Source organism: Pseudomonas sp. ADAK13 (assembly GCF_012935715.1).
GTDB lineage: Bacteria > Pseudomonadota > Gammaproteobacteria > Pseudomonadales > Pseudomonadaceae > Aquipseudomonas.
The window spans coordinates 5,465,240-5,482,822 of the sequence record NZ_CP052860.1 but is presented as its reverse complement, the minus strand read 5'-3'; the positions used below and the strand labels follow the sequence as shown (position 1 = coordinate 5,482,822).

The 17,583-nt window shown below is 63.0% G+C and carries 19 protein-coding genes; 11 read left to right on the top strand and 8 right to left on the bottom strand.

Translation table 11 applies throughout. From position 1 onward, the window contains the following. The first annotated feature begins 74 nt into the window (after window positions 1-74). Together HKK54_RS25270 and HKK54_RS25265 are read left to right on the top strand one after the other, a co-directional pair. Window positions 75-1,451 carry a pyridoxal-phosphate dependent enzyme gene (locus HKK54_RS25270; RefSeq protein ID WP_010169729.1) on the top strand — a complete coding sequence of 459 codons (1,377 nt, stop codon included), beginning with the start codon at window positions 75-77 and terminating at the stop codon, window positions 1,449-1,451. Beyond that, on the top strand, window positions 1,448-2,614 hold the full coding sequence (locus tag HKK54_RS25265; RefSeq protein WP_169388210.1) for a cystathionine gamma-synthase: 1,167 nt from the start codon (window positions 1,448-1,450) through the stop codon (window positions 2,612-2,614). The genes HKK54_RS25270 and HKK54_RS25265 overlap by 4 nt, the downstream gene beginning before the upstream one ends. Before the next feature lie 49 nt (window positions 2,615-2,663). On the opposite strand, the gene HKK54_RS25260 is transcribed toward HKK54_RS25265, so the two are convergent. Then, window positions 2,664-3,077 (bottom strand): MAPEG family protein, encoded by a 414-nt coding sequence (locus HKK54_RS25260; protein ID WP_169388209.1) that lies wholly within the window; start codon window positions 3,075-3,077, stop codon window positions 2,664-2,666. Beyond that, window positions 3,077-3,394, bottom strand: coding sequence for a DUF2834 domain-containing protein (locus HKK54_RS25255; RefSeq protein ID WP_169388208.1), 318 nt, complete (start codon window positions 3,392-3,394; stop codon window positions 3,077-3,079). Before HKK54_RS25255 ends, HKK54_RS25260 begins: the two co-directional genes overlap by 1 nt. A gap of 116 nt (window positions 3,395-3,510) precedes the next feature. Here HKK54_RS25255 and HKK54_RS25250 point away from each other — a divergent pair, with 116 nt between their 5' ends. Continuing rightward, a complete protein-coding gene (locus tag HKK54_RS25250) occupies window positions 3,511-4,314 on the top strand; it encodes an MmyB family transcriptional regulator (RefSeq protein ID WP_169388207.1) in 804 nt (267 codons plus the stop codon). Window positions 4,315-4,438: 124 nt separating this feature from the next. Continuing rightward, entirely contained in the window at window positions 4,439-4,858 is a 420-nt protein-coding gene (locus tag HKK54_RS25245) for a hypothetical protein (protein ID WP_237150985.1), read from the top strand. 6 nt (window positions 4,859-4,864) lie between these two features. Here the strand turns inward: HKK54_RS25245 and HKK54_RS25240 are convergent, their stop codons facing one another. Both HKK54_RS25240 and HKK54_RS25235 read right to left on the bottom strand, forming a co-directional pair. Beyond that, entirely contained in the window at window positions 4,865-5,599 is a 735-nt protein-coding gene (locus tag HKK54_RS25240) for a CPBP family intramembrane glutamic endopeptidase (RefSeq protein ID WP_169388206.1), read from the bottom strand. Between the two features lie 6 nt (window positions 5,600-5,605). Continuing rightward, a complete protein-coding gene (locus HKK54_RS25235; RefSeq protein WP_169388205.1) occupies window positions 5,606-6,076 on the bottom strand; it encodes a RidA family protein in 471 nt (156 codons plus the stop codon). A gap of 290 nt (window positions 6,077-6,366) precedes the next feature. Between HKK54_RS25235 and HKK54_RS25230 the strand changes: the two genes are divergently transcribed. Both HKK54_RS25230 and HKK54_RS25225 read left to right on the top strand, forming a co-directional pair. Then, window positions 6,367-6,798 carry a nuclear transport factor 2 family protein gene (locus HKK54_RS25230; RefSeq protein ID WP_169388204.1) on the top strand — a complete coding sequence of 144 codons (432 nt, stop codon included), beginning with the start codon at window positions 6,367-6,369 and terminating at the stop codon, window positions 6,796-6,798. A 214-nt stretch (window positions 6,799-7,012) separates the two neighbouring features. Continuing rightward, entirely contained in the window at window positions 7,013-7,654 is a 642-nt protein-coding gene (locus tag HKK54_RS25225) for a LysE family translocator (RefSeq protein ID WP_169388203.1), read from the top strand. On the opposite strand, the gene HKK54_RS25220 is transcribed toward HKK54_RS25225, so the two are convergent. Next, window positions 7,651-8,979 (bottom strand): aminotransferase-like domain-containing protein, encoded by a 1,329-nt coding sequence (locus HKK54_RS25220; RefSeq protein WP_169389345.1) that lies wholly within the window; start codon window positions 8,977-8,979, stop codon window positions 7,651-7,653. The two genes, HKK54_RS25225 and HKK54_RS25220, sit on opposite strands and share 4 nt — an antisense overlap. A 92-nt stretch (window positions 8,980-9,071) precedes the next feature. On the opposite strand from HKK54_RS25220, the gene HKK54_RS25215 reads away from it, so the two are divergent. Beyond that, window positions 9,072-9,962 carry a DMT family transporter gene (locus HKK54_RS25215; protein WP_169388202.1) on the top strand — a complete coding sequence of 297 codons (891 nt, stop codon included), beginning with the start codon at window positions 9,072-9,074 and terminating at the stop codon, window positions 9,960-9,962. Here HKK54_RS25215 and HKK54_RS25210 read toward each other — a convergent pair. Both HKK54_RS25210 and HKK54_RS25205 read right to left on the bottom strand, forming a co-directional pair. Continuing rightward, window positions 9,959-11,113, bottom strand: a complete 1,155-nt coding sequence (locus tag HKK54_RS25210; RefSeq protein ID WP_169388201.1) for an MFS transporter — start codon at window positions 11,111-11,113, stop codon at window positions 9,959-9,961. The genes HKK54_RS25215 and HKK54_RS25210 overlap by 4 nt on opposite strands. 42 nt (window positions 11,114-11,155) lie before the next feature. Continuing rightward, a complete protein-coding gene (locus HKK54_RS25205; protein ID WP_169388200.1) occupies window positions 11,156-11,710 on the bottom strand; it encodes a YceI family protein in 555 nt (184 codons plus the stop codon). Between the two features lie 118 nt (window positions 11,711-11,828). On the opposite strand from HKK54_RS25205, the gene HKK54_RS25200 reads away from it, so the two are divergent. Both HKK54_RS25200 and yghX read left to right on the top strand, forming a co-directional pair. Further along, window positions 11,829-12,323 carry a PaaI family thioesterase gene (locus HKK54_RS25200; RefSeq protein ID WP_010169743.1) on the top strand — a complete coding sequence of 165 codons (495 nt, stop codon included), beginning with the start codon at window positions 11,829-11,831 and terminating at the stop codon, window positions 12,321-12,323. A 44-nt stretch (window positions 12,324-12,367) separates the two neighbouring features. Further along, window positions 12,368-13,255 (top strand): YghX family hydrolase, encoded by an 888-nt coding sequence (gene yghX, locus HKK54_RS25195; protein ID WP_169388199.1) that lies wholly within the window; start codon window positions 12,368-12,370, stop codon window positions 13,253-13,255. Window positions 13,256-13,372: 117 nt separating this feature from the next. Here yghX and HKK54_RS25190 read toward each other — a convergent pair whose 3' ends face one another. Continuing rightward, window positions 13,373-14,557 (bottom strand): DUF2252 family protein, encoded by a 1,185-nt coding sequence (locus HKK54_RS25190; protein ID WP_169388198.1) that lies wholly within the window; start codon window positions 14,555-14,557, stop codon window positions 13,373-13,375. A gap of 240 nt (window positions 14,558-14,797) precedes the next feature. Here HKK54_RS25190 and HKK54_RS25185 point away from each other — a divergent pair, with 240 nt between their 5' ends. Then, a complete protein-coding gene (locus HKK54_RS25185; protein WP_010169746.1) occupies window positions 14,798-16,060 on the top strand; it encodes an aspartate aminotransferase family protein in 1,263 nt (420 codons plus the stop codon). Beyond that, window positions 16,057-17,559, top strand: a complete 1,503-nt coding sequence (locus HKK54_RS25180) for an APC family permease (RefSeq protein WP_010169747.1) — start codon at window positions 16,057-16,059, stop codon at window positions 17,557-17,559. Before HKK54_RS25185 ends, HKK54_RS25180 begins: the two co-directional genes overlap by 4 nt. Window positions 17,560-17,583 lie beyond the last annotated feature (24 nt).

Genomic DNA, 17,583 nt, shown 5'->3' with positions numbered 1-17,583 from the left:
CCGGCCTATGTTCGAAACCATGCTGTAAAAGCTGCTGTCCATCCCATACGCCCCTTCCGTAGCCAGGTGACGACATGCCTACCGCTTCTCGCCCCGCCGTGCTCGAACTGATCGGCAATACCCCGCTGGTGCGGGTCAGCCGTTTCGATACCGGCCCGTGCACGCTGTTCCTCAAGCTTGAATCCCAGAACCCCGGCGGCTCCATCAAGGACCGCATCGGCCTGGCCATGATCGACGCCGCCGAACGCGACGGCCGCCTGCGCCCCGGTGGCACCATCATTGAAGCCACCGCCGGCAATACCGGCCTCGGCCTGGCGCTGGTAGGCCGCGCCAAGGGGTATCGGGTGGTGCTGGTGGTGCCGGACAAGATGTCTACCGAAAAGGTCTTGCACCTGAAAGCCATGGGCGCCGAGGTGCACATCACCCGCTCCGATGTCGGCAAGGGCCACCCCGAGTATTACCAGGACGTCGCCGCCCGCCTGGCCAAGGACATTCCCGATTCCTTCTTCGCCGACCAGTTCAACAACCCGGCCAATCCCCTGGCCCACGAAACCAGCACCGCGCCGGAAATCTGGGCCCAGACCCAACATGACCTGGACGCCATAGTGGTCGGCGTCGGCTCGGCCGGCACCCTCACCGGCCTGACCCGGTTCTTCAAGCGCGTGCAACCCGACCTGGCCATGGTGCTGGCCGACCCCGTGGGGTCGGTGATGGCGGAATACAGCCGCAGCGGCACCATGACCGAACCCGGCTCGTGGGCGGTGGAAGGCATCGGCGAAGATTTCATCCCCTCGATCGCCGACCTCTCCAGCGTGCGCCACGCCTATTCCATCAGCGACGAAGAAAGCTTCGACCACGCCCGCCAACTGCTGCGGGCCGAAGGCATTCTCGGCGGTTCCTCCACTGGCACCCTCCTCGCCGCAGCCCTGCGTTATTGCCGCGAACAGACCGAACCCAAGCGCGTCGTGACCTTCGTTTGCGACACCGGCACGCGCTACTTGTCGAAGGTCTACAACGACCAATGGATGAACGACGCCGGCCTGCTGCAATACAAACACTACGGAGACCTGCGCGACCTGATCGCCCGGCGGTTCGAAGACGGCCGCGTGATCAGCGTCGGCCCTGACGACAGCCTGCTCACCGCCTTCCAGCGCATGCGCCTGGCGGACGTCTCGCAACTGCCGGTGCTGGTGGACGGCCAGCAACTGGTGGGCGTGCTCGACGAATCGGACGTGTTGCTCGGCCTGCATCAGGACGCCGCGCATTTCTCCATGACCGTGGCCAGCGCCATGACCAACGCCCTTCACACCCTTGCGCCCAGCGCCAGCCTTGCGCAATTGCAGGCCGAACTGGATCGCGGATTGGTCGCAATCATTGCCGACGCGTCGGGCTTTCACGGCCTGATCACCCGCGTCGACCTGCTTAATCACTTACGGAGATCCCTTGCATGACCCAGCACGATAAAAGCGCCTTCGCCACCCGCGTGATCCATGCCGGGCAATCCCCGGACCCGACCACCGGGGCGCTGATGCCGCCGATCTACGCCAACTCCACCTACCTGCAGGACAGCCCCGGCGTTCACAAAGGCTTTGACTACGGGCGCTCCCACAACCCGACGCGCTTTGCCCTGGAACGCTGCGTGGCCGACCTTGAAGGTGGCACCCAGGCCTTCGCGTTTGCCTCCGGGCTGGCGGCGATCTCCACCGTGCTGGAACTGCTCGACGCCGGCGCCCACGTGGTCTCCGGCAACGACCTGTACGGCGGCACCTTCCGCCTGTTCGACAAAGTGCGCCAACGCAGCGCCGGGCATCGCTTCAGCTTCGTCGACCTGACCGACCTGTCGGCCTTCGAAGCGGCGTTGCAGGACGACACGCGGATGGTCTGGGTCGAAACCCCAAGCAACCCGCTGCTGAGCCTGGCCGACCTCGCCGCTATCGCCCGGGTGTGCAAGGCCCGCGGCATCATCTGCGTGGCCGACAACACCTTCGCCAGCCCCTGGATCCAGCGCCCGCTGGAGCTGGGATTCGACATCGTGGTGCACTCCACCACCAAGTACCTCAACGGCCACTCCGACGTGATCGGCGGCATTGCAGTGGTGGGCCAGAATCCCGAGTTGGCCGAGCGCCTGGGCTTCCTGCAAAACTCCGTGGGGGCGATTGCCGGGCCGTTCGACGCCTTCCTGACCCTGCGCGGGGTGAAGACCCTGGCGCTGCGCATGGAGCGCCATTGCAGCAACGCACTGGAACTGGCGACGTGGCTGGAGCAACAGCCGCAGGTGGCGCGGGTTTACTACCCGGGGCTGGCCTCGCACCCGCAACATGAACTGGCGCGCCGGCAGATGCGCGGGTTTGGCGGGATGATTTCGGTGGACCTGAAAAGCGACCTGGCGGGTGCGACACGCTTCCTGGAAAACGTGAAGATTTTTGCCCTGGCCGAAAGCCTCGGCGGTGTGGAAAGCCTGATCGAACACCCGGCAATCATGACCCACGCGAGCATCCCGGCGGCGACCCGGGCGCAGTTGGGGATTGGTGACGGGTTGGTGCGGTTGTCGGTGGGGGTTGAGGATGTGGAGGATCTGCGGGCGGATCTGGCGCAGGCGTTGTCCACGATCTAAATAACAACGCAGAACACTGTGGCGAGGGAGCTTGCTCCCTCGCCACAGGTTACTCGGTGAGGCTAAGGCCGAGCACACCAGCCAGCCCGCACAGGCAAGCCACTCCCACGCAGTAAGCGACCGTACGCAAGGGCTGGCGGCCACTCAGGTACATCAGCGTATGCATCACCCGCGCGACGGTGAACGTGCAGAACAGCCAGCTCGTGGCAACGCTGGTCGCCTCCAATGCGACGCACAACCCACCCAGGACAAAGAACAACGGAATATTCTCCAGGTCATTCGCCCAGGCTCTGGCACCTCGGCTGACCTGCGGCAGTTCCTGCGAATTTGCTGCCCGCTTGAAGAAGCCGGCATCCTCACTGTTGATGAACGCAAGGTGCCTGAGGCGGAAATAGCCTTGATAGCAAGAGATCGCCAACATCTTGATGAACAGGACCAACACGCACAGGGCATACACCGTCATCATCGGCTCCCCGAACAGCGGCGGAACCCGTTGACCACGAGGTACAACAGCGGCCCCACGGACACAAAAACCGCCGTTATCAACCAATAAGGCAACACCGACACCAACGATTTGCCTCTGGCCCGCGCATCCCGGTACATCCACACGCACGCCATCAGCGCCATCAGGTACAGGTCAATCACCACCTGGGCGGTGTCCGGCCTGGACATCAATTCAAGCCCGAACGCCATGAGCGAGTGCTCGGCCATCAGCATCGTAATCACGGTGTACAGGGCAAACGCCAACAACCCGACAAGGGCGATCCAGGGTCTGTGCATGTTCTCCTCCTTGGAGACAACGGTTCGGGAAGCTGCACATTAGTGATAACGTCCGTCCCTTCTCAATGACCTCACAGGTCATCGACATCACCGACCCGCACGGCCAGAGTCAGCCCATGAGCAGCCCACCTTTCCCCCGCGCAAACCCCGACACCACCGCTGGTTCGCAACTGCGCGCGCTGCGTCGGCAAGCCAGATTGAGCCAGCTGGAACTGGCGCTGATCACCGGGGTTTCCCAGCGCCACTTGAGCTGTATCGAGACCGGCCGTGCCAAGCCCAGCCCGGGCACGCTGCATAATCTGTTGATGGCCCTGGAGGCCCCGCTGGAGCAGTGCAACAGCGTGTTCCTGGCCGCCGGCTTCGCCCCCCGCTATGAGGCGACCCCGCTCGCGTCACCGTCGATGGAAGCCATTCGCGAGGCCATCAACCATGTGCTGCACGCGAACAATCCTGCACCGGCCATCGTGCTGGGCAGCCATTGGGAAGTGCTCGCCGCCAATGCCAGTACCCAGGTGCTGTTCGATCTGGTGGGGATCAAGCCGGACGCAGCTGAGGGTTTGAATTTGCTGGTCACCCTGCTGCAGCCTGGCGGCCTGGGTGATCATCTGGCCAACGCTGAAGAAATCCGCACCGTCGCCTGGCAACGGGCATCCCGAGAGGCGTTGGGCAACCCGGAACTTGCCAGGATTCTGGACAGCCTGCCGGCCCCGCAGAGCCCCGGGGCCTTGGCCAATGAACTGCCGCCACTGGTGCTGACACGCCTCCACTCCCGGGAAGGTGAGTTGAACTTCATGTCGACCTTCACCACCTTCGGCATGCCGCAGGACATCACCGTGACGTCCCTGCGCATCGAGCATTTGATTCCGGCGGATGCACAGACGTGGCAGGTGATGACCGCGGCGTATGAACGGTCGAAATAGGCAATGCCTTGCCGGACTCGGCAACCCCTGCCCCCTCTCCGCCCTCGGTCGCCCCGCAGCACAAGGCTTGCAGCACATGGCCTGACTCTTGCTGTGCTCCCGTTACCAACCAGGGAGCCGCATCATGATCGGAAGCACCAGCCTTATCGCACTGGCCCAGAAGAGCCTGACTCAGTCCATGGAAAACGGCACGCTTAGGGCCGGGAGGATTGAGGTCACGAACGCCACGCCTGAGATCAAGGCCAAGCTGGAAGCCAGTTATCAGGAGCAAGTGCGCTCGACCGCGCAAACAGTGGCCACCGCCAGGGCCAATCCAAGCTGGGCTACCTTCGACGATGAAAACAACGCGGTCACACTGCCCGATGTGCAGTCCCTCAGCAAAAGCGACGCCACCCACGTAGCCAACGGTCTGCAGTACCTGCTGGACATCGGGCGCCTGGAAGGCAAGACCGTCACCGCGAAAAACGGCGACCAGTCGACGGACAACATCGCGGTGTACAAGGACTGGCTGCAGGCGCACATCGGCGTTGATGTGCAAGCCTGAAGCGGCTCACACCATCGGCACGGCAATCAGCAAAATCGCCGTGCCATGGGTCGCCGTCGCCGCCACCACGCCGTAGCGCAGGCGCACCAGCCCGCAGGCCAGCCCTTCAATCAGGGTAAACGCCAACACCGACCAGCCCAATTGAGTCACGCTCAGCGCCAGGAATGAATGGCACGCGGCGAACGCCAACGCGCTGATCAACGCTGCGCGCAAGGGCGTGACGTGCTGTTCGAGATAGCCCTGCAGGAAGCCGCGAAACAGCACCTCTTCCAGCGCGTTGGCGCAGTAGGCAAGCACCAGCATGCCCAGCAGCCAGGTCCAGTAAGCCGGGATTGCCGCCGGCTCGATGCCCTGGTAAAGCCGCAATGGCAGGCCGATCAAACACCCCGCCACCAGCCCCACCGCCAGGCCCGCAGCACGCTTGCCTTTGAACAGCACCGTGAGTTGCCACAACTCCGGCGCCAGGCGCGAGAGCAGCGCAATCAGCCCAAGGGATAACCCGCCCAGCGCGGCCAGCACCAAGGGGTTGGCGGTGAACTGGATCTGCACCTCGCGGCTCAGTGCCCACAGGCCCAGCGGCGTCATCGCATCGCGCATCAGCACGAATGCCAGCAGCAGGATAACGATGCGCACGCCCGGCACCGTTTTCGGCGTGAGGACAAACCACAGGCCAAACAGGATCAGCCCGGGAAGCAGATACACCCCATAGTGGACCAGTACCGCAAAGGCCCCGGCGATCACCCGGCGTCAGCCCTGTGCCACGGCGACCATGTCGATTTCCACCGCTGCGCCCTTGGGCAGTTGCAGCACGCCCACCGAGGTGCGCGTGTGGGCCCCGGCTGCGCCCAGAATCTCGTTCAGCAGGTCGGACGCGCCGTTGGCCACTTCGCTTTGCTGGTCAAAGTCCTCCGCGCTGCGCACGTACACGTTGATCTTCAGGATCGCCTTGACCTGATCCAGCGAGCCCAGCGCCTGCTTGAGCAGCCCCAGGCAACGCAACGCGCTGACGCCCGCCGCAATCTGTGCGTCGGCCAGGCTGAGGCTTTCACCGACCTTGCCCGGCAGCACGATGGCATCACCCACCCGCGGGATCTGGCCGCTGATGTAAACGTGATTGCCATCCCTTAACAGCGGCGTGTAGTTGCCGCCGATCTTGAACTCGTTGAGTTGATAACCCAGGCGCACCATGGCGGCCGCGTACTTTTGATCCGGTGTCATGTGTGGTTGTCCTTATTGGCTGTTGCGGTGCTGGCATTCATCCACTGCATCGCCCAGGGTCTTGGGGATATGGGTGTTCCGGCCACAGCATAGCCATGTGCCATTTGCTCTGGAAGTACTGCCGACCATTTCATCAGTGATACGACAACCAACGGTATTCGATAGCGCCTATATACGGGCCTACGAGAAATTTCACTTTCCTTGACGGCCTGAAATACGGCATGGTTGTACGACGACTACAAAATCTCTCCTGTGTCGTACCAGTACCCCACAACAACAAGGAAACACCCATGCAAAACGTCAAGGTTCTGATTGGTTTTCTGTGCCTGTTCAGCGGCTACGCAGCCGCCGCCCCTGTTGCGAGTGACAAGGATGTAGCCGTTGCGGTCGATCACCTGACCCAGGCCATGCTGCACAAGGACATCCCGCAACTGCAGGCCCTCACTGCGAACAACCTCACCTACGGCCACTCCAGCGGCAAGATCCAGAACAAGCAGGAATTCATCGCTGACATTGAAACCGGCAGAAGCGGCTTCAAGACCCTGGAAATGCAAAAACAGACCATCACCCTCAATGGCGACACCGCCCTGGTGCGCAACCACTTTTCCGCACAGGCGGTGAACAGTGGCGTTGAGGTGCCTACCGAAATTGAGAACTTCCAGGTCTGGCAGAAACAGAAAGGCAAGTGGCTGCTGATCGGGCGCCAGGCCTACAAGTTCTGATAACAGCCGGGTATTTTCCTGTGAGGAAGGAGCTTGCTGTGGTGAGGGGAGCTTGCTGTGGCGAGGGAGCTTGCTCCCGCTGGGCTGCGTAGCGGCCCCAAAACCCTGGGAGCGCTGCGCACTCCAGCGGGAGCAAGCTCCCTCACCACAGGGGCTCCCGGGCCACACTCAAAAAGGGGTAGGATCGCGCTTTAACCAGACGCCGAGCCTGAACATGGATTTTCACTCTCTACTCGCCTACACCCTCGTCGCCGCCATTGCCATCGCCAGCCCGGGCCCGGCGATCCTGATGGCGCTGAACAACAGCCTGGCCTATGGCGCACGCTCAACGCTGTGGTCTTCGCTGGGTAATGTCAGTGGCGTGTTCTGCGTATCCGCCGCGGCGATGCTGGGGCTGGGTGCGTTGATCCTCAGCTCCGAATGGGTGTTCAACGGGGTAAAAATCCTCGGTGCCGGCTACCTGTTTTATCTGGGTGCCAAAAGCCTGTTCAAGAAGAACCCATTGCTGGCCGCCAACTCCCAGGCACCGACGCGGGTCAACGCCCCTTCGCCCTGGAAACTCTACAAGCTGGCGTTCCTGACCGCCGTCACCAACCCCAAGGCCGTGTTGTTTTTTACCGCACTGTTCCCGCAGTTCATCAACCAGCACGGCGCACTGCTCCCGCAATTCATGGTGCTGACCCTGATTTTCATGGCGCTGTCGGCATTGTCGCTGACCCTGTACGCCCTGCTCGCCGCACAGGCCAAGGGCTTGCTTGCGCGGCCAACATTTTCCAAGTGGGTGGACCGGGTAGTGGGCTCGACCTTTATCGCGTTCGGCACACTGCTGCTGACGATGCGTCGGCAAACGGCCTAGTACGCCTCCACCGCCCAGCGCACTTTCACCAGCGCCTCGCGCAGTACCTCCCGATCCACCGACCCCAGCGCCACGCGCAAGGCATGGGGCACGTGGGCCGAGACGGCAAACGGCTCGGCGGTGGACACCGAGATATTTTCCCGCGCCAGCGCCATGGTGATCTGGTCGGCGCGGGCGTCTTCCGGCAAGGGCAGCCACAAGAAATACGAGGACGGATGGCGGATCACATTGAGCCCCGCCAACACCTCACCGGCCACCGTCTGACGCGCCCGGGCATCCTCGCGTTTTTGCGCTTCCAGTTGCTGCACGGTGCCGTCGTCGAGCCACGCCGCCGCGACGGCAGTCATCACTCCAGGGGTGTTCCAGGTGGTGGCCATGACCGTACGTTCCAGCGCCGCCATCCACGGCTGGGGCGCGGCGACGAAACCCACCCGCAGCCCGGTGGCGACACTCTTGGACAGCCCCGACACATACACCGTGCGCTCCGGCGCCAGTTCGGCCAAGGGTGGTGGAGCGTCCTCGGCTAGAAACGCGTAGGCGGCGTCCTCGATCAGGGTCAAATCATGCCGGCGGGCAATCGCCACCAGGTGCTCGCGCTGCTCCATGCTCATCACCCAACCCAACGGGTTATGCAAGGTCGGCATGCTGTACACCGCACGTACCGGGCGCCGGGCACAGAGTTTTTCGAGGAAGATCAGGTCCGGGCCGGTCGCGGTTACCGGGATCGCGACGATTTCCAGGTGCAGTGTCTCGGCCAGTACCTTGAACCCGGAATAGGTCAGCGCATCCACCGCCACCACATCGCCGGGCTTCAACAGCGACATCATGGTCACTGCCAGCCCGTGCTGGGCCCCGCTGACAATCAGCACCTGCTCGGCTTGCACCGTCAGGCCACGGCTCGCCAGGTGCCGCGCCACCGCCGCCCGCTCATGCAGGCGGCCGGCATGAGGCTGATAGCGCAGCAGTGCGGCCAGGTCGCCGGACAGCGCCAATTGGCGCAACGCCGTGCGCAGCAGGTCAGTCTGGCCCGGCAGCGACGGGTAATTGAAGTTGAGGTCGATCATGCCCGCGGCCACCGCGATCTGACCGACGCCCTGCCCCGGCGACAACGCGATTTCCCGTACAAAGGTCCCGCGCCCGGTCTCGCCACTGACCAGGCCCATGGCCTCCAGCTCGGTGTACACCCGGCTGGCCGTGACCAGCGCCAGACCGTGGCTGGCGGCCAACTGGCGGTGGGTCGGCAAGCGGGTGCCCGCCGCCAGTGTGCCGGAGCGGATATCCCGGGCGAAGGTATCCACCAGGGTCTTGTAGCGGGCGCGAGGCATAGGCGATGTATCCATGACAATTCTTTGATTGTCTTAAGGGTGAATCATAGGATGCGAAGGACGCAACTTATCCTTCATCGAGCCCTACGCCCATGGAACGCACCACCCACCTCAACACCCGGGAACACAACGCCAGCGGCTGGATCAATGGCTTTATCGGCGTGGTGATCTTCAGCGGTTCACTGCCCGCCACGCGCCTGGCGGTGCTGGAATTTGATCCGGTGTTCCTGACCGTCGCCCGCGCCACCATCGCCGCCCTGCTCGGCCTGTGCCTGCTGTGGCTGTTCAAGGAAAAGCGCCCGGCCCGCCAGCAGTTGTTGCCCCTGGCAATCGTCGCGCTGGGCGTTGTGATCGGCTTCCCGCTGCTCACCGCATTGGCCTTGCAGTACGTCACCAGCGCCCACTCCATCGTGTTTGTCGGCCTGCTGCCATTGGCCACTGCGGTGTTCGGCGTGTTGCGTGGCGGCGAGCGGCCCAAGCCGGTGTTCTGGCTGTTCTCGATCCTCGGCAGCCTGCTGGTGGTGGGCTACGCCGTGTCCCAAGGCCTGAGCGCCGCGCCACTCGGGGATGTGCTGATGCTGCTCGCGATTGTGGTGTGCGGCCTGGGTTATGCCGAAGGCGCCAAACTCTCGCGCACCCTGGGCGGCTGGCAGGTGATCTGCTGGGCACTGGTGATCTCGCTGCCGATCGTCGCGCCACTGACGGCGATTTTCGCCCCGCAGTCTTTCACCGGCATCAGTCTGCCCGCCTGGCTCTGCCTGGCCTATGTATCGCTGTTCAGCATGCTGATCGGGTTTGTGTTCTGGTATCGCGGGCTGGCCCAGGGCGGCATCGCCGCCGTGGGCCAGTTGCAGTTGCTGCAACCGTTCTTTGGCCTGGCACTGGCGGCCACGCTGCTGCATGAGCAGGTGAGCCTGGGCATGCTGGTGGTGACGGTCGCGGTGATTGCCTGTGTGGCGGGCGCGAAAAAGTTTGCGCGCTAGGCGGTCTTCCTCAACATCAGCAACGCGATAAACAGTCCACCGGCCACGCCGACACTGATCATCAAGCCATGAGGGCTGACGTAAGACACCGTCGCCCCCGTGGCAATCGGCCCGAGCACGCTGCCCAGGGTGTAGAACAGCGCAATCGCAGTCATCGCGGTAGACACCTGATGCTCGGCCACCCGGTCTCCCGCCTCGATCACCGCCAGGGTGTTCATGCCGCCAATCGCGCCGCCCCACACAAATACGATCAGCGTCGACAACCACGGCAGCGATTGGCTGAAGGGAATCGCCAGGGTGCCCAGCAGCACCACCAGGCCGCAGACCAACTGGCCGGTCTTGTACGAGCTTCTGTCCGCCATCCAGCCGATGGGCAGTTGCAGCACGGTACCGCCGATGCCGAATACCGAGATCAGCAACGTCGCCGCCGTCAGCACATAGCCCGTCGAGAGACTGTAGGCACCGAGGAAGGACACCGATGAGGTCTCCGAGAACCCGGCGATAAACGCGCCGCACAACGCCACCGGGATCACGCTGAACAGTTTGCCGTGGCGTTTCTCCGCCGGTGTTTTCGGCCGCGAATCGTGCCCTTTCAAGCTCAACGCAAGGCCGCCGGACAGCAGCACGATGGCCGCGCAGGCGTAATAGGGAATCGCACTGTCGACCCCGAACACCACCAGCAGCAAGGGCCCGACGGCAATTCCCAGGCCCATCAGGGTTTCGTGCACGCCAATGGCCCGGCCGCGTTCGCTGTCGGTGGCCACGGAGACGATCCAGGTATCACAAGCGATCCAGCGCAGGATCAAGCCGATGCCCAGCACAAAGTTCAACGCGAACAGCAGCGCCAGCTCGCTGGTCAGCGTCATGCCGATCAGCCCCAGCACAGTCAGGACCACGCTGAGCAGATTGGCCCTGACCAATCCCCGGTGCCCCAACAACCGTGGCACGACCTTGTACAGCAGCAGGATCGCGATCCACGAGGCGCTGACGATCACCCCGATTTTCGCCGGGTCCACGCCCTTCTGTTCCAGGGACAACGACAGCAACGGCGTGATGGTGCCGATTTGCACAATCTGGGACAGCACCGACAGGGTGTTGATGCGGGTCAGGGCCAGCCAGCGTTGTTTGTCGCTGTAAGCAATATCGTCCATGACGTTACCGGGGGTTATTCAGAGTCGCCAGAGTCTCAGCTCTCAGCGTTCAGGCGCAACCATCTTGAACTTGATGAGGATCTCGTTCGACACCACGCTGTCGGCCCACTCGCCCGCGCCGATCTTGAAGTCGTCGCGCTTGAGCACGAATTCGCCGTCGAACACGCCAATGCCGCTTTGCTCCTTCAGGGCCACCTTGACCTCCACCGGCCTGGTCTGGCCCTTGAGGGTCAGGTTGCCGCTGAACAGGTAGCGGTTGTCGCCCAGGTCGGTGATGTGGGTGGAGGTGAAGGTGCCCAACGGGTAGGTGGTCATGTCGAACCAGCCGGGCTTGGGCAGTTCGGTGTTGGCGTCGTCGCTGCCGGCATTGATGCTCGGCAGTTGGATGGTCAGCACGGTGCTGGCGGCGGCGGGGTTTTGCGTATCGAAACGCAGGGTGGCCGAATACGTGCCGAAGGTGCCGTACACCTGCTGGCCCATCTGGTCATAGGTGAAGCTGATAGTGCTCGCCGCCGGGTTGACGTCGGTGTATTCCACGGCATACGCGCTGGACAAGGTGCCGAGGGTAAGGAAGGCGGCTAGCAATCGACGTTTCATGGGGTTCTCAACTGGAAATGAACACGCTGTGCAGTAGTAACAGCGTAGGTGCTGGATTTATTCCCGCGCCTGGCATTAGGCTCGTGCCCCGACGGAACTCAAACAACAAGGAGCCACGATGCCCGCGCTTTCCCTGCAAGACACCACCGCCCCCGAAGGCGTCTGTTACGGTTGCGGCAGCAGCAACCCCCACGGCCTGCACATCAAGAGCCGCTGGGACGCCGACGGCATCCACGTGATCGCCGAGCACCAGCCCGACGCCCAATACTGCGGCTGGCCAGACCTGGTCTACGGCGGGTTGATCGCGATGCTGGTGGACTGCCATTCGAACTGGACCGCCATGGCCTATCACTACCAGGCCGAACAGCGTGAACCGGGGACCCTGCCGCGTATCGACTGCGTCACCGGTAACCTGGGCATAAAATTTATCAAGCCCACGCCGATGGGCGTGCCGCTGACCTTGCGCGCGAAAGTCGAGGGTGAGGTCGGCCGCAAGACCCGCGTGGTATGCGAGGTGTACGCCGATGGCGTGCTGACGGCAATTGGCGACTCGGTGTTCGTGCGGGTCGACACCGGGCGGTTGGCCGCCGCGGCCCATGGCCGGGAAGCCTGATACTGGTCTACATTCAGTCCCACCGCTAATCGAGGACGCCACCGATGACTCGCCTGACCGCCAAAGACTTCGCCCCTGAACTGCTGGAGCTTTACGACGGCTACGCCCACGGCAAGATCAACCGCCGGGAATTTCTCGACCGCGCGGCGCTGTTCACCTTTGGCGGGCTGACGGCGTCGGCCCTGCTCGCCGCCCTGAGCCCCAACTATGCCTTGGCCGAGCAAGTGAAATTCACCGACCCGGAGATCGTCGCCGACTACATCACCTACCCGTCACCCAAGGGCAACGGCAACGTCCGGGGTTACCTGGTGCGCCCGGCCAAGGCCACCGGCAAGGTGCCGGCGGTGGTGGTGGTGCACGAGAACCGTGGGCTGAACCCATACATCGAAGACGTCGCCCGCCGGCTGGCCAAGGCCGGGTTTATTGCCCTGGCGCCAGACGGCCTGACCTCTGTCGGTGGCTATCCCGGCAACGATGAGAAAGGCGTGGAACTGCAGCAGAAAGTCGACCCCGAGAAACTGATGAACGACTTCTTCGCCGCCATCGAATGGCTGATGCACCACGACGCCAGCACCGGCAAGGTGGGGATCACCGGGTTCTGCTACGGCGGCGGCGTGACCAATGCGGCAGCGGTGGCGTATCCGGAACTGGGCGCGGCGGTGTCGTTTTACGGGCGCCAGCCGCAAGACAAGGACGTGCCACGGATCAAGGCGCCGATCATGCTGCATTACGGTGAACTGGATACGCGAATCAACGAGGGCTGGCCGGCGTATGAGAAGGCGTTGAAGGCGGCGGGTACGACGTATGAGGCGTTTATCTACAAGGGCGCCAATCATGGGTTCCACAATGATTCGACGCCGAGGTATGACGAGGCGGCGGCGAATCTGGCGTGGGAGCGGACGTTGGGTTGGTTCAAGAAATACCTGGCCTGAAACCGCTCATGTAGGAGCTGGCTTGCCTGCGATGGCATCACCTCGGTGTGTCAGATACACCGCGGTGATGCCATCGCAGGCAAGCCAGCTCCTACAGTGATTCAGATGTTTCCCGGGTCAGTGCTCCAGCGCATACCGCCGGCAATGATTCAAATACCCTTCCTCGTGGCTCCCCACCAACTGCACCACGCTGGTCCACAGCCACGAAGGCGCATCCAGCCGCTTCGAGCGGTTCTCCTGCAACATCGCCATCCAGTCCTTGCGCGTATCCCGGTCCATCTGCCGTGCATGCGCGACGCCGACCACCCGCGCCAGGTACCCGGCCGCGTGCATCGCATCTATTTCGCTGAGTTCATCCAGTTCCAGTTTCATGTCCTGGGGCAGCAATTCACGGATGAAAAACCCGTGGTCCAGAAACCGCGTCGCCAGCATCCGTTCTCCCAACGCCGGTGACAAATGCCGTGCGCCCTCCACGACCCGCCGGCCGTTATCCCGAGGCATCTTCGCCCGGGCCGCACGCGGCGCCGCAGCGCCAACCGCTTCCTTGATATCGATCAGGCAATACTCCTGATCAGCCCCATCCCCTACCCCCAACAACACCGCATACCGCAATAACCCAAGGGAGCTGCAACCCTTGACCCAATACGCCGAGTCCAGCAACTCAACCTGGTCATCGTTGGACCGGCCTTTAAGGGAGGTGACCAGCCGGTGGATTTCATCCGAGGCGCACAACGTTTCCAGGGCTGACTTTTCCGCCCGGGACAACGACCAGAAATGTTTGCCCAACGGAATCGTCGGCCGGGTGCTTTCGATACGCTCCCGGGCCAGATTTTTCCAGGTGCGCTCCACCGCACTGCGCATCCCGGCCTTGACCTGGGACGGGCGCGGCGGTGCTTCGTCGGGCTTGTCCTTAAACGCCTGCGCATACCCCACCATCATCTCTTCGAGCATGCGGGCGGTGGTCACCCCCGGCAAATCCGAACCCCGCGCAGCAGTCGCCAAAGACAACGCCAGGCGCACCAGGTCATGGGCCGGGTTACCGATCACCGCCTGGTCAAGGTCACGGATATGCATGTCGATCCGGCCCTTGGTGTCGCCCGTGGGCCCGAGGTTGCCGGCGTGGCAGTCGCCACAGATCCAGATCGCCGGCCCGTGGGGCAAGCGCCGGCCATGCTGGCTGTGCAGCCACTCATAAAACTGAACCGTACTGCCCCGCACATAAGCGTGGGCGGAGCGCGCCATCTTCAAGTTGCGCAGTTGCGTGAGGTGGGGCATTCGCGAAGAGGGACGCGGCGTTTTCATAGAGGCACTCGTCATGGGGCTACGGTAGAGGCTTGCCCGCGACAAATGTTTCATTTTGTTTCAAGAAGCTCTATTAACGGAGCGCCTGATTAATAAGCCACGCCAAATAATCCCACTGCAATCGGTCTTTCTATTCCTCCCGCCCCCGGGACTAGCATCGGGGCAACTCGATGCAGCGAGTCACAACCCTAACTGCACACATCCCCAAACACTGCCGCCCTAACAAAAGAGATAAAGCAGATGAATGAAGTGATGAACACCGCACCCGCCAAGATCAACCTGGTCAAGGCCCGAGGCTCGCTGGTATGGGACGACCAGGGCAAGGAATACATCGATTGTACCGCCCAGGCCTGGTCCAACAACTTGGGGGCGAATGACCCTCGGGTGGTGGAAGCCGCCGTCGCGCAATTGCGCGAAATGACCCACATCCGCCCCAACTTTGGTTCGCCCGCCCACACCCGGCTGGTGAAGAAGCTACGGGAAGTCTCCCCCGGCGCCCTCAACCAGATGGGTTTCGCCCTGCATGGCAGCCTCGCCGGTGAAATGGCGATGAAGCTGGCCTTCAAGAACCGCCCCGGCGCGCAAAACCTGCTGGTGCTGCAAGACGGTTACCACGGCCGCTCCCTCGCCACCCTCGGCGCCAGTTGGCCCCATCCGAACAACCCGTTTTTGCCGATTCAACCGCGCTTCACCCGTGTGCCCCATCCCAACCCCTACCGCACCCGCCTGGGCATGGACCCGGAAACCGAGTCGCAGTTGTGCCTCGGCCTGCTGGAAGAAACCATCCTCAAGGGCGTCGACGGTGGCGTGGCGGCGGTGATGATGGAACCGATCCAGGGCAATGGCGGGCACATCGAATTCCCGCGCTCCTACTACAAGGGCGTACGCGAGATCTGCGACCGCCTCGGCGTGCTGCTGATTTTTGATGAAGTACAAACCGGTTTCGGGCGCATGGGCACCATGTTTGCGGCCGACTATTACGATGTGCTGCCCGACATCATCGTGTTCGGCAAAGGCGTCGGCGGCGGCTTCCCCCTGGCCGGGATCCTGGCCGACGACAAGCTCAAGTGGTTCGACGAAGGCGAAGAAGCCCTGACCTTCGGCCACTTCCCGGTCTCCCTGGCCGCCGGCTACGCCACGGTGGAAGCCATCGTCGCCGACAACCTCTGCGAAAAAGCGCGGGACTCCGGCGACTACATCACCGCCCGCCTCAAGGACATGCAAACCCGTCACCCGTTGATTGGCGACGTGCGCTGCCCGGGGCTGATGGCTTCCATCGAACTGGTCAAGGACCGCACCACCAAGGAACCGGCCTGCCGAGAATCCCAGGAGGTGTATCGCCTTGGAGTGGAGCGCGGCGTATTGTTTGGCGAAAGCCGTTACGCAGGGCTGGGCAACCTGATCAAGGTCAAGCCGCCGCTGGATATCGAACGCCCGTTGCTGGCCAAGGCCCTCGACGTGCTGGACGAGGTGATCGGCATCATCGAGGAGCAACGGCCATGAGCACATTCGTCGAAAACACCGTGACCGCCCCGCCGAATGCCCAGGCACCGTTGTCCAGCGACGACGCCGACCTCGCGAGCCTCGGCTACGAGCAAAAGATGCACCGCACCATGAGTTCGTTTACTTCGTTTGCCCTGGCCTTTTCCATGGTCTCGATCAACACCGGGGTGGTCACGCTGTTCGCCGACCCGTTCAACCGGGTCGGCGGCATCGGCATTCTCCTGTGGCTGCTGGTGATCCCGCTGGTGTGCTGCATCGTCATGGTCTACTGCCACCTGGCCGGGCGCATTCCGCTCACCGGCTACGCCTACCAATGGTCCAGCCGGCTGGCGGGCAATCACTTCGGCTGGTTTACCGGCTGGGTCGCGTTCACCTCGTTTGTGGCGGGTACTGCAGCCACCTCGGCGGCCATCGGCACGGTGTTCGCACCGGAGATCTGGGCCAACCCGACACAAGGCCAGATCCAGGGCCTGAGCATCGGTGCCACCCTGGTGGTGGGCCTGCTGAACATCTGCGGGATACGCCTGGCCACACGGATCAACGACATCGGCGCAATCATCGAAATCATCGGCACCGTGCTACTGGCGATTGCGTTGTTCTTCGGGGTGTTTTTCTTTTTCGAGCACACCCAGGGCGTGGCGATCCTGACCTCGGCGCAACCGGTGAGCGGCGCCGGCATCAGCTTTACCACCCTCGCCCTCGCCACCCTGCTGCCGGTCTCGGTGCTGCTGGGTTGGGAAGGCGCCGCCGACCTGTCGGAGGAAACCAAAGACCCACGCCGCGCCGCGCCCCGGGCGATGATTCGCGCGGTGCTGGTGTCCAGCGTATTGGGCTTCGTGGTGTTCGCCTTGCTGAGCATTGCGATCCCGGGTTCGGTCAGCGAGTTGCTCAGCCACAGCGAAAACCCGGTGATCAACATCGTGCGCCTGCAACTGGGCAACGCCGCCGGCATGGGCATGATCGTGATCGCGTTTGCCTCGATCCTCGCCTGCCTGATCGCCAATATGGCCGTGGCCACGCGCATGACCTTCGCCCTGTCCCGGGACAACATGCTGCCGGGTTCCAAAGTGCTGGCGAAGATCAACCCGCACTTCGGTACGCCGGTCGCTGCCATTGTGCTGATCACCGCCATCGCCGTACTGCTGAACCTGGCGAGCGGCGGGTTTGTCACCGCGATCTACTCGATGGTCGGCCTGACCTACTACTGCACCTACCTGCTGACGTTGATTGCCGCGTACCTGGCCTATAAAAACGGCAGGATGCCCGGGGCGCCCGACGGTGTATTCAGCCTGGGCCGCTGGTTGTTGCCCATGATCATCCTCGGCGGCCTGTGGGCCATCGCGGTGATCCTGACCCTGAGCGTGCCGGAAGAAAGCCACACCGGCGCCGTCACCACCGGGGTTACACTCGGCGTCGGTGTGCTGTGGTGGTGGTTCTCGCTGCGCACGCGCCTTAACAATGGCACCGCCGGGCCGAGCAGCAAATTGCTCGATCACTAGTCGCTGATTGCAGCCAAACAACAA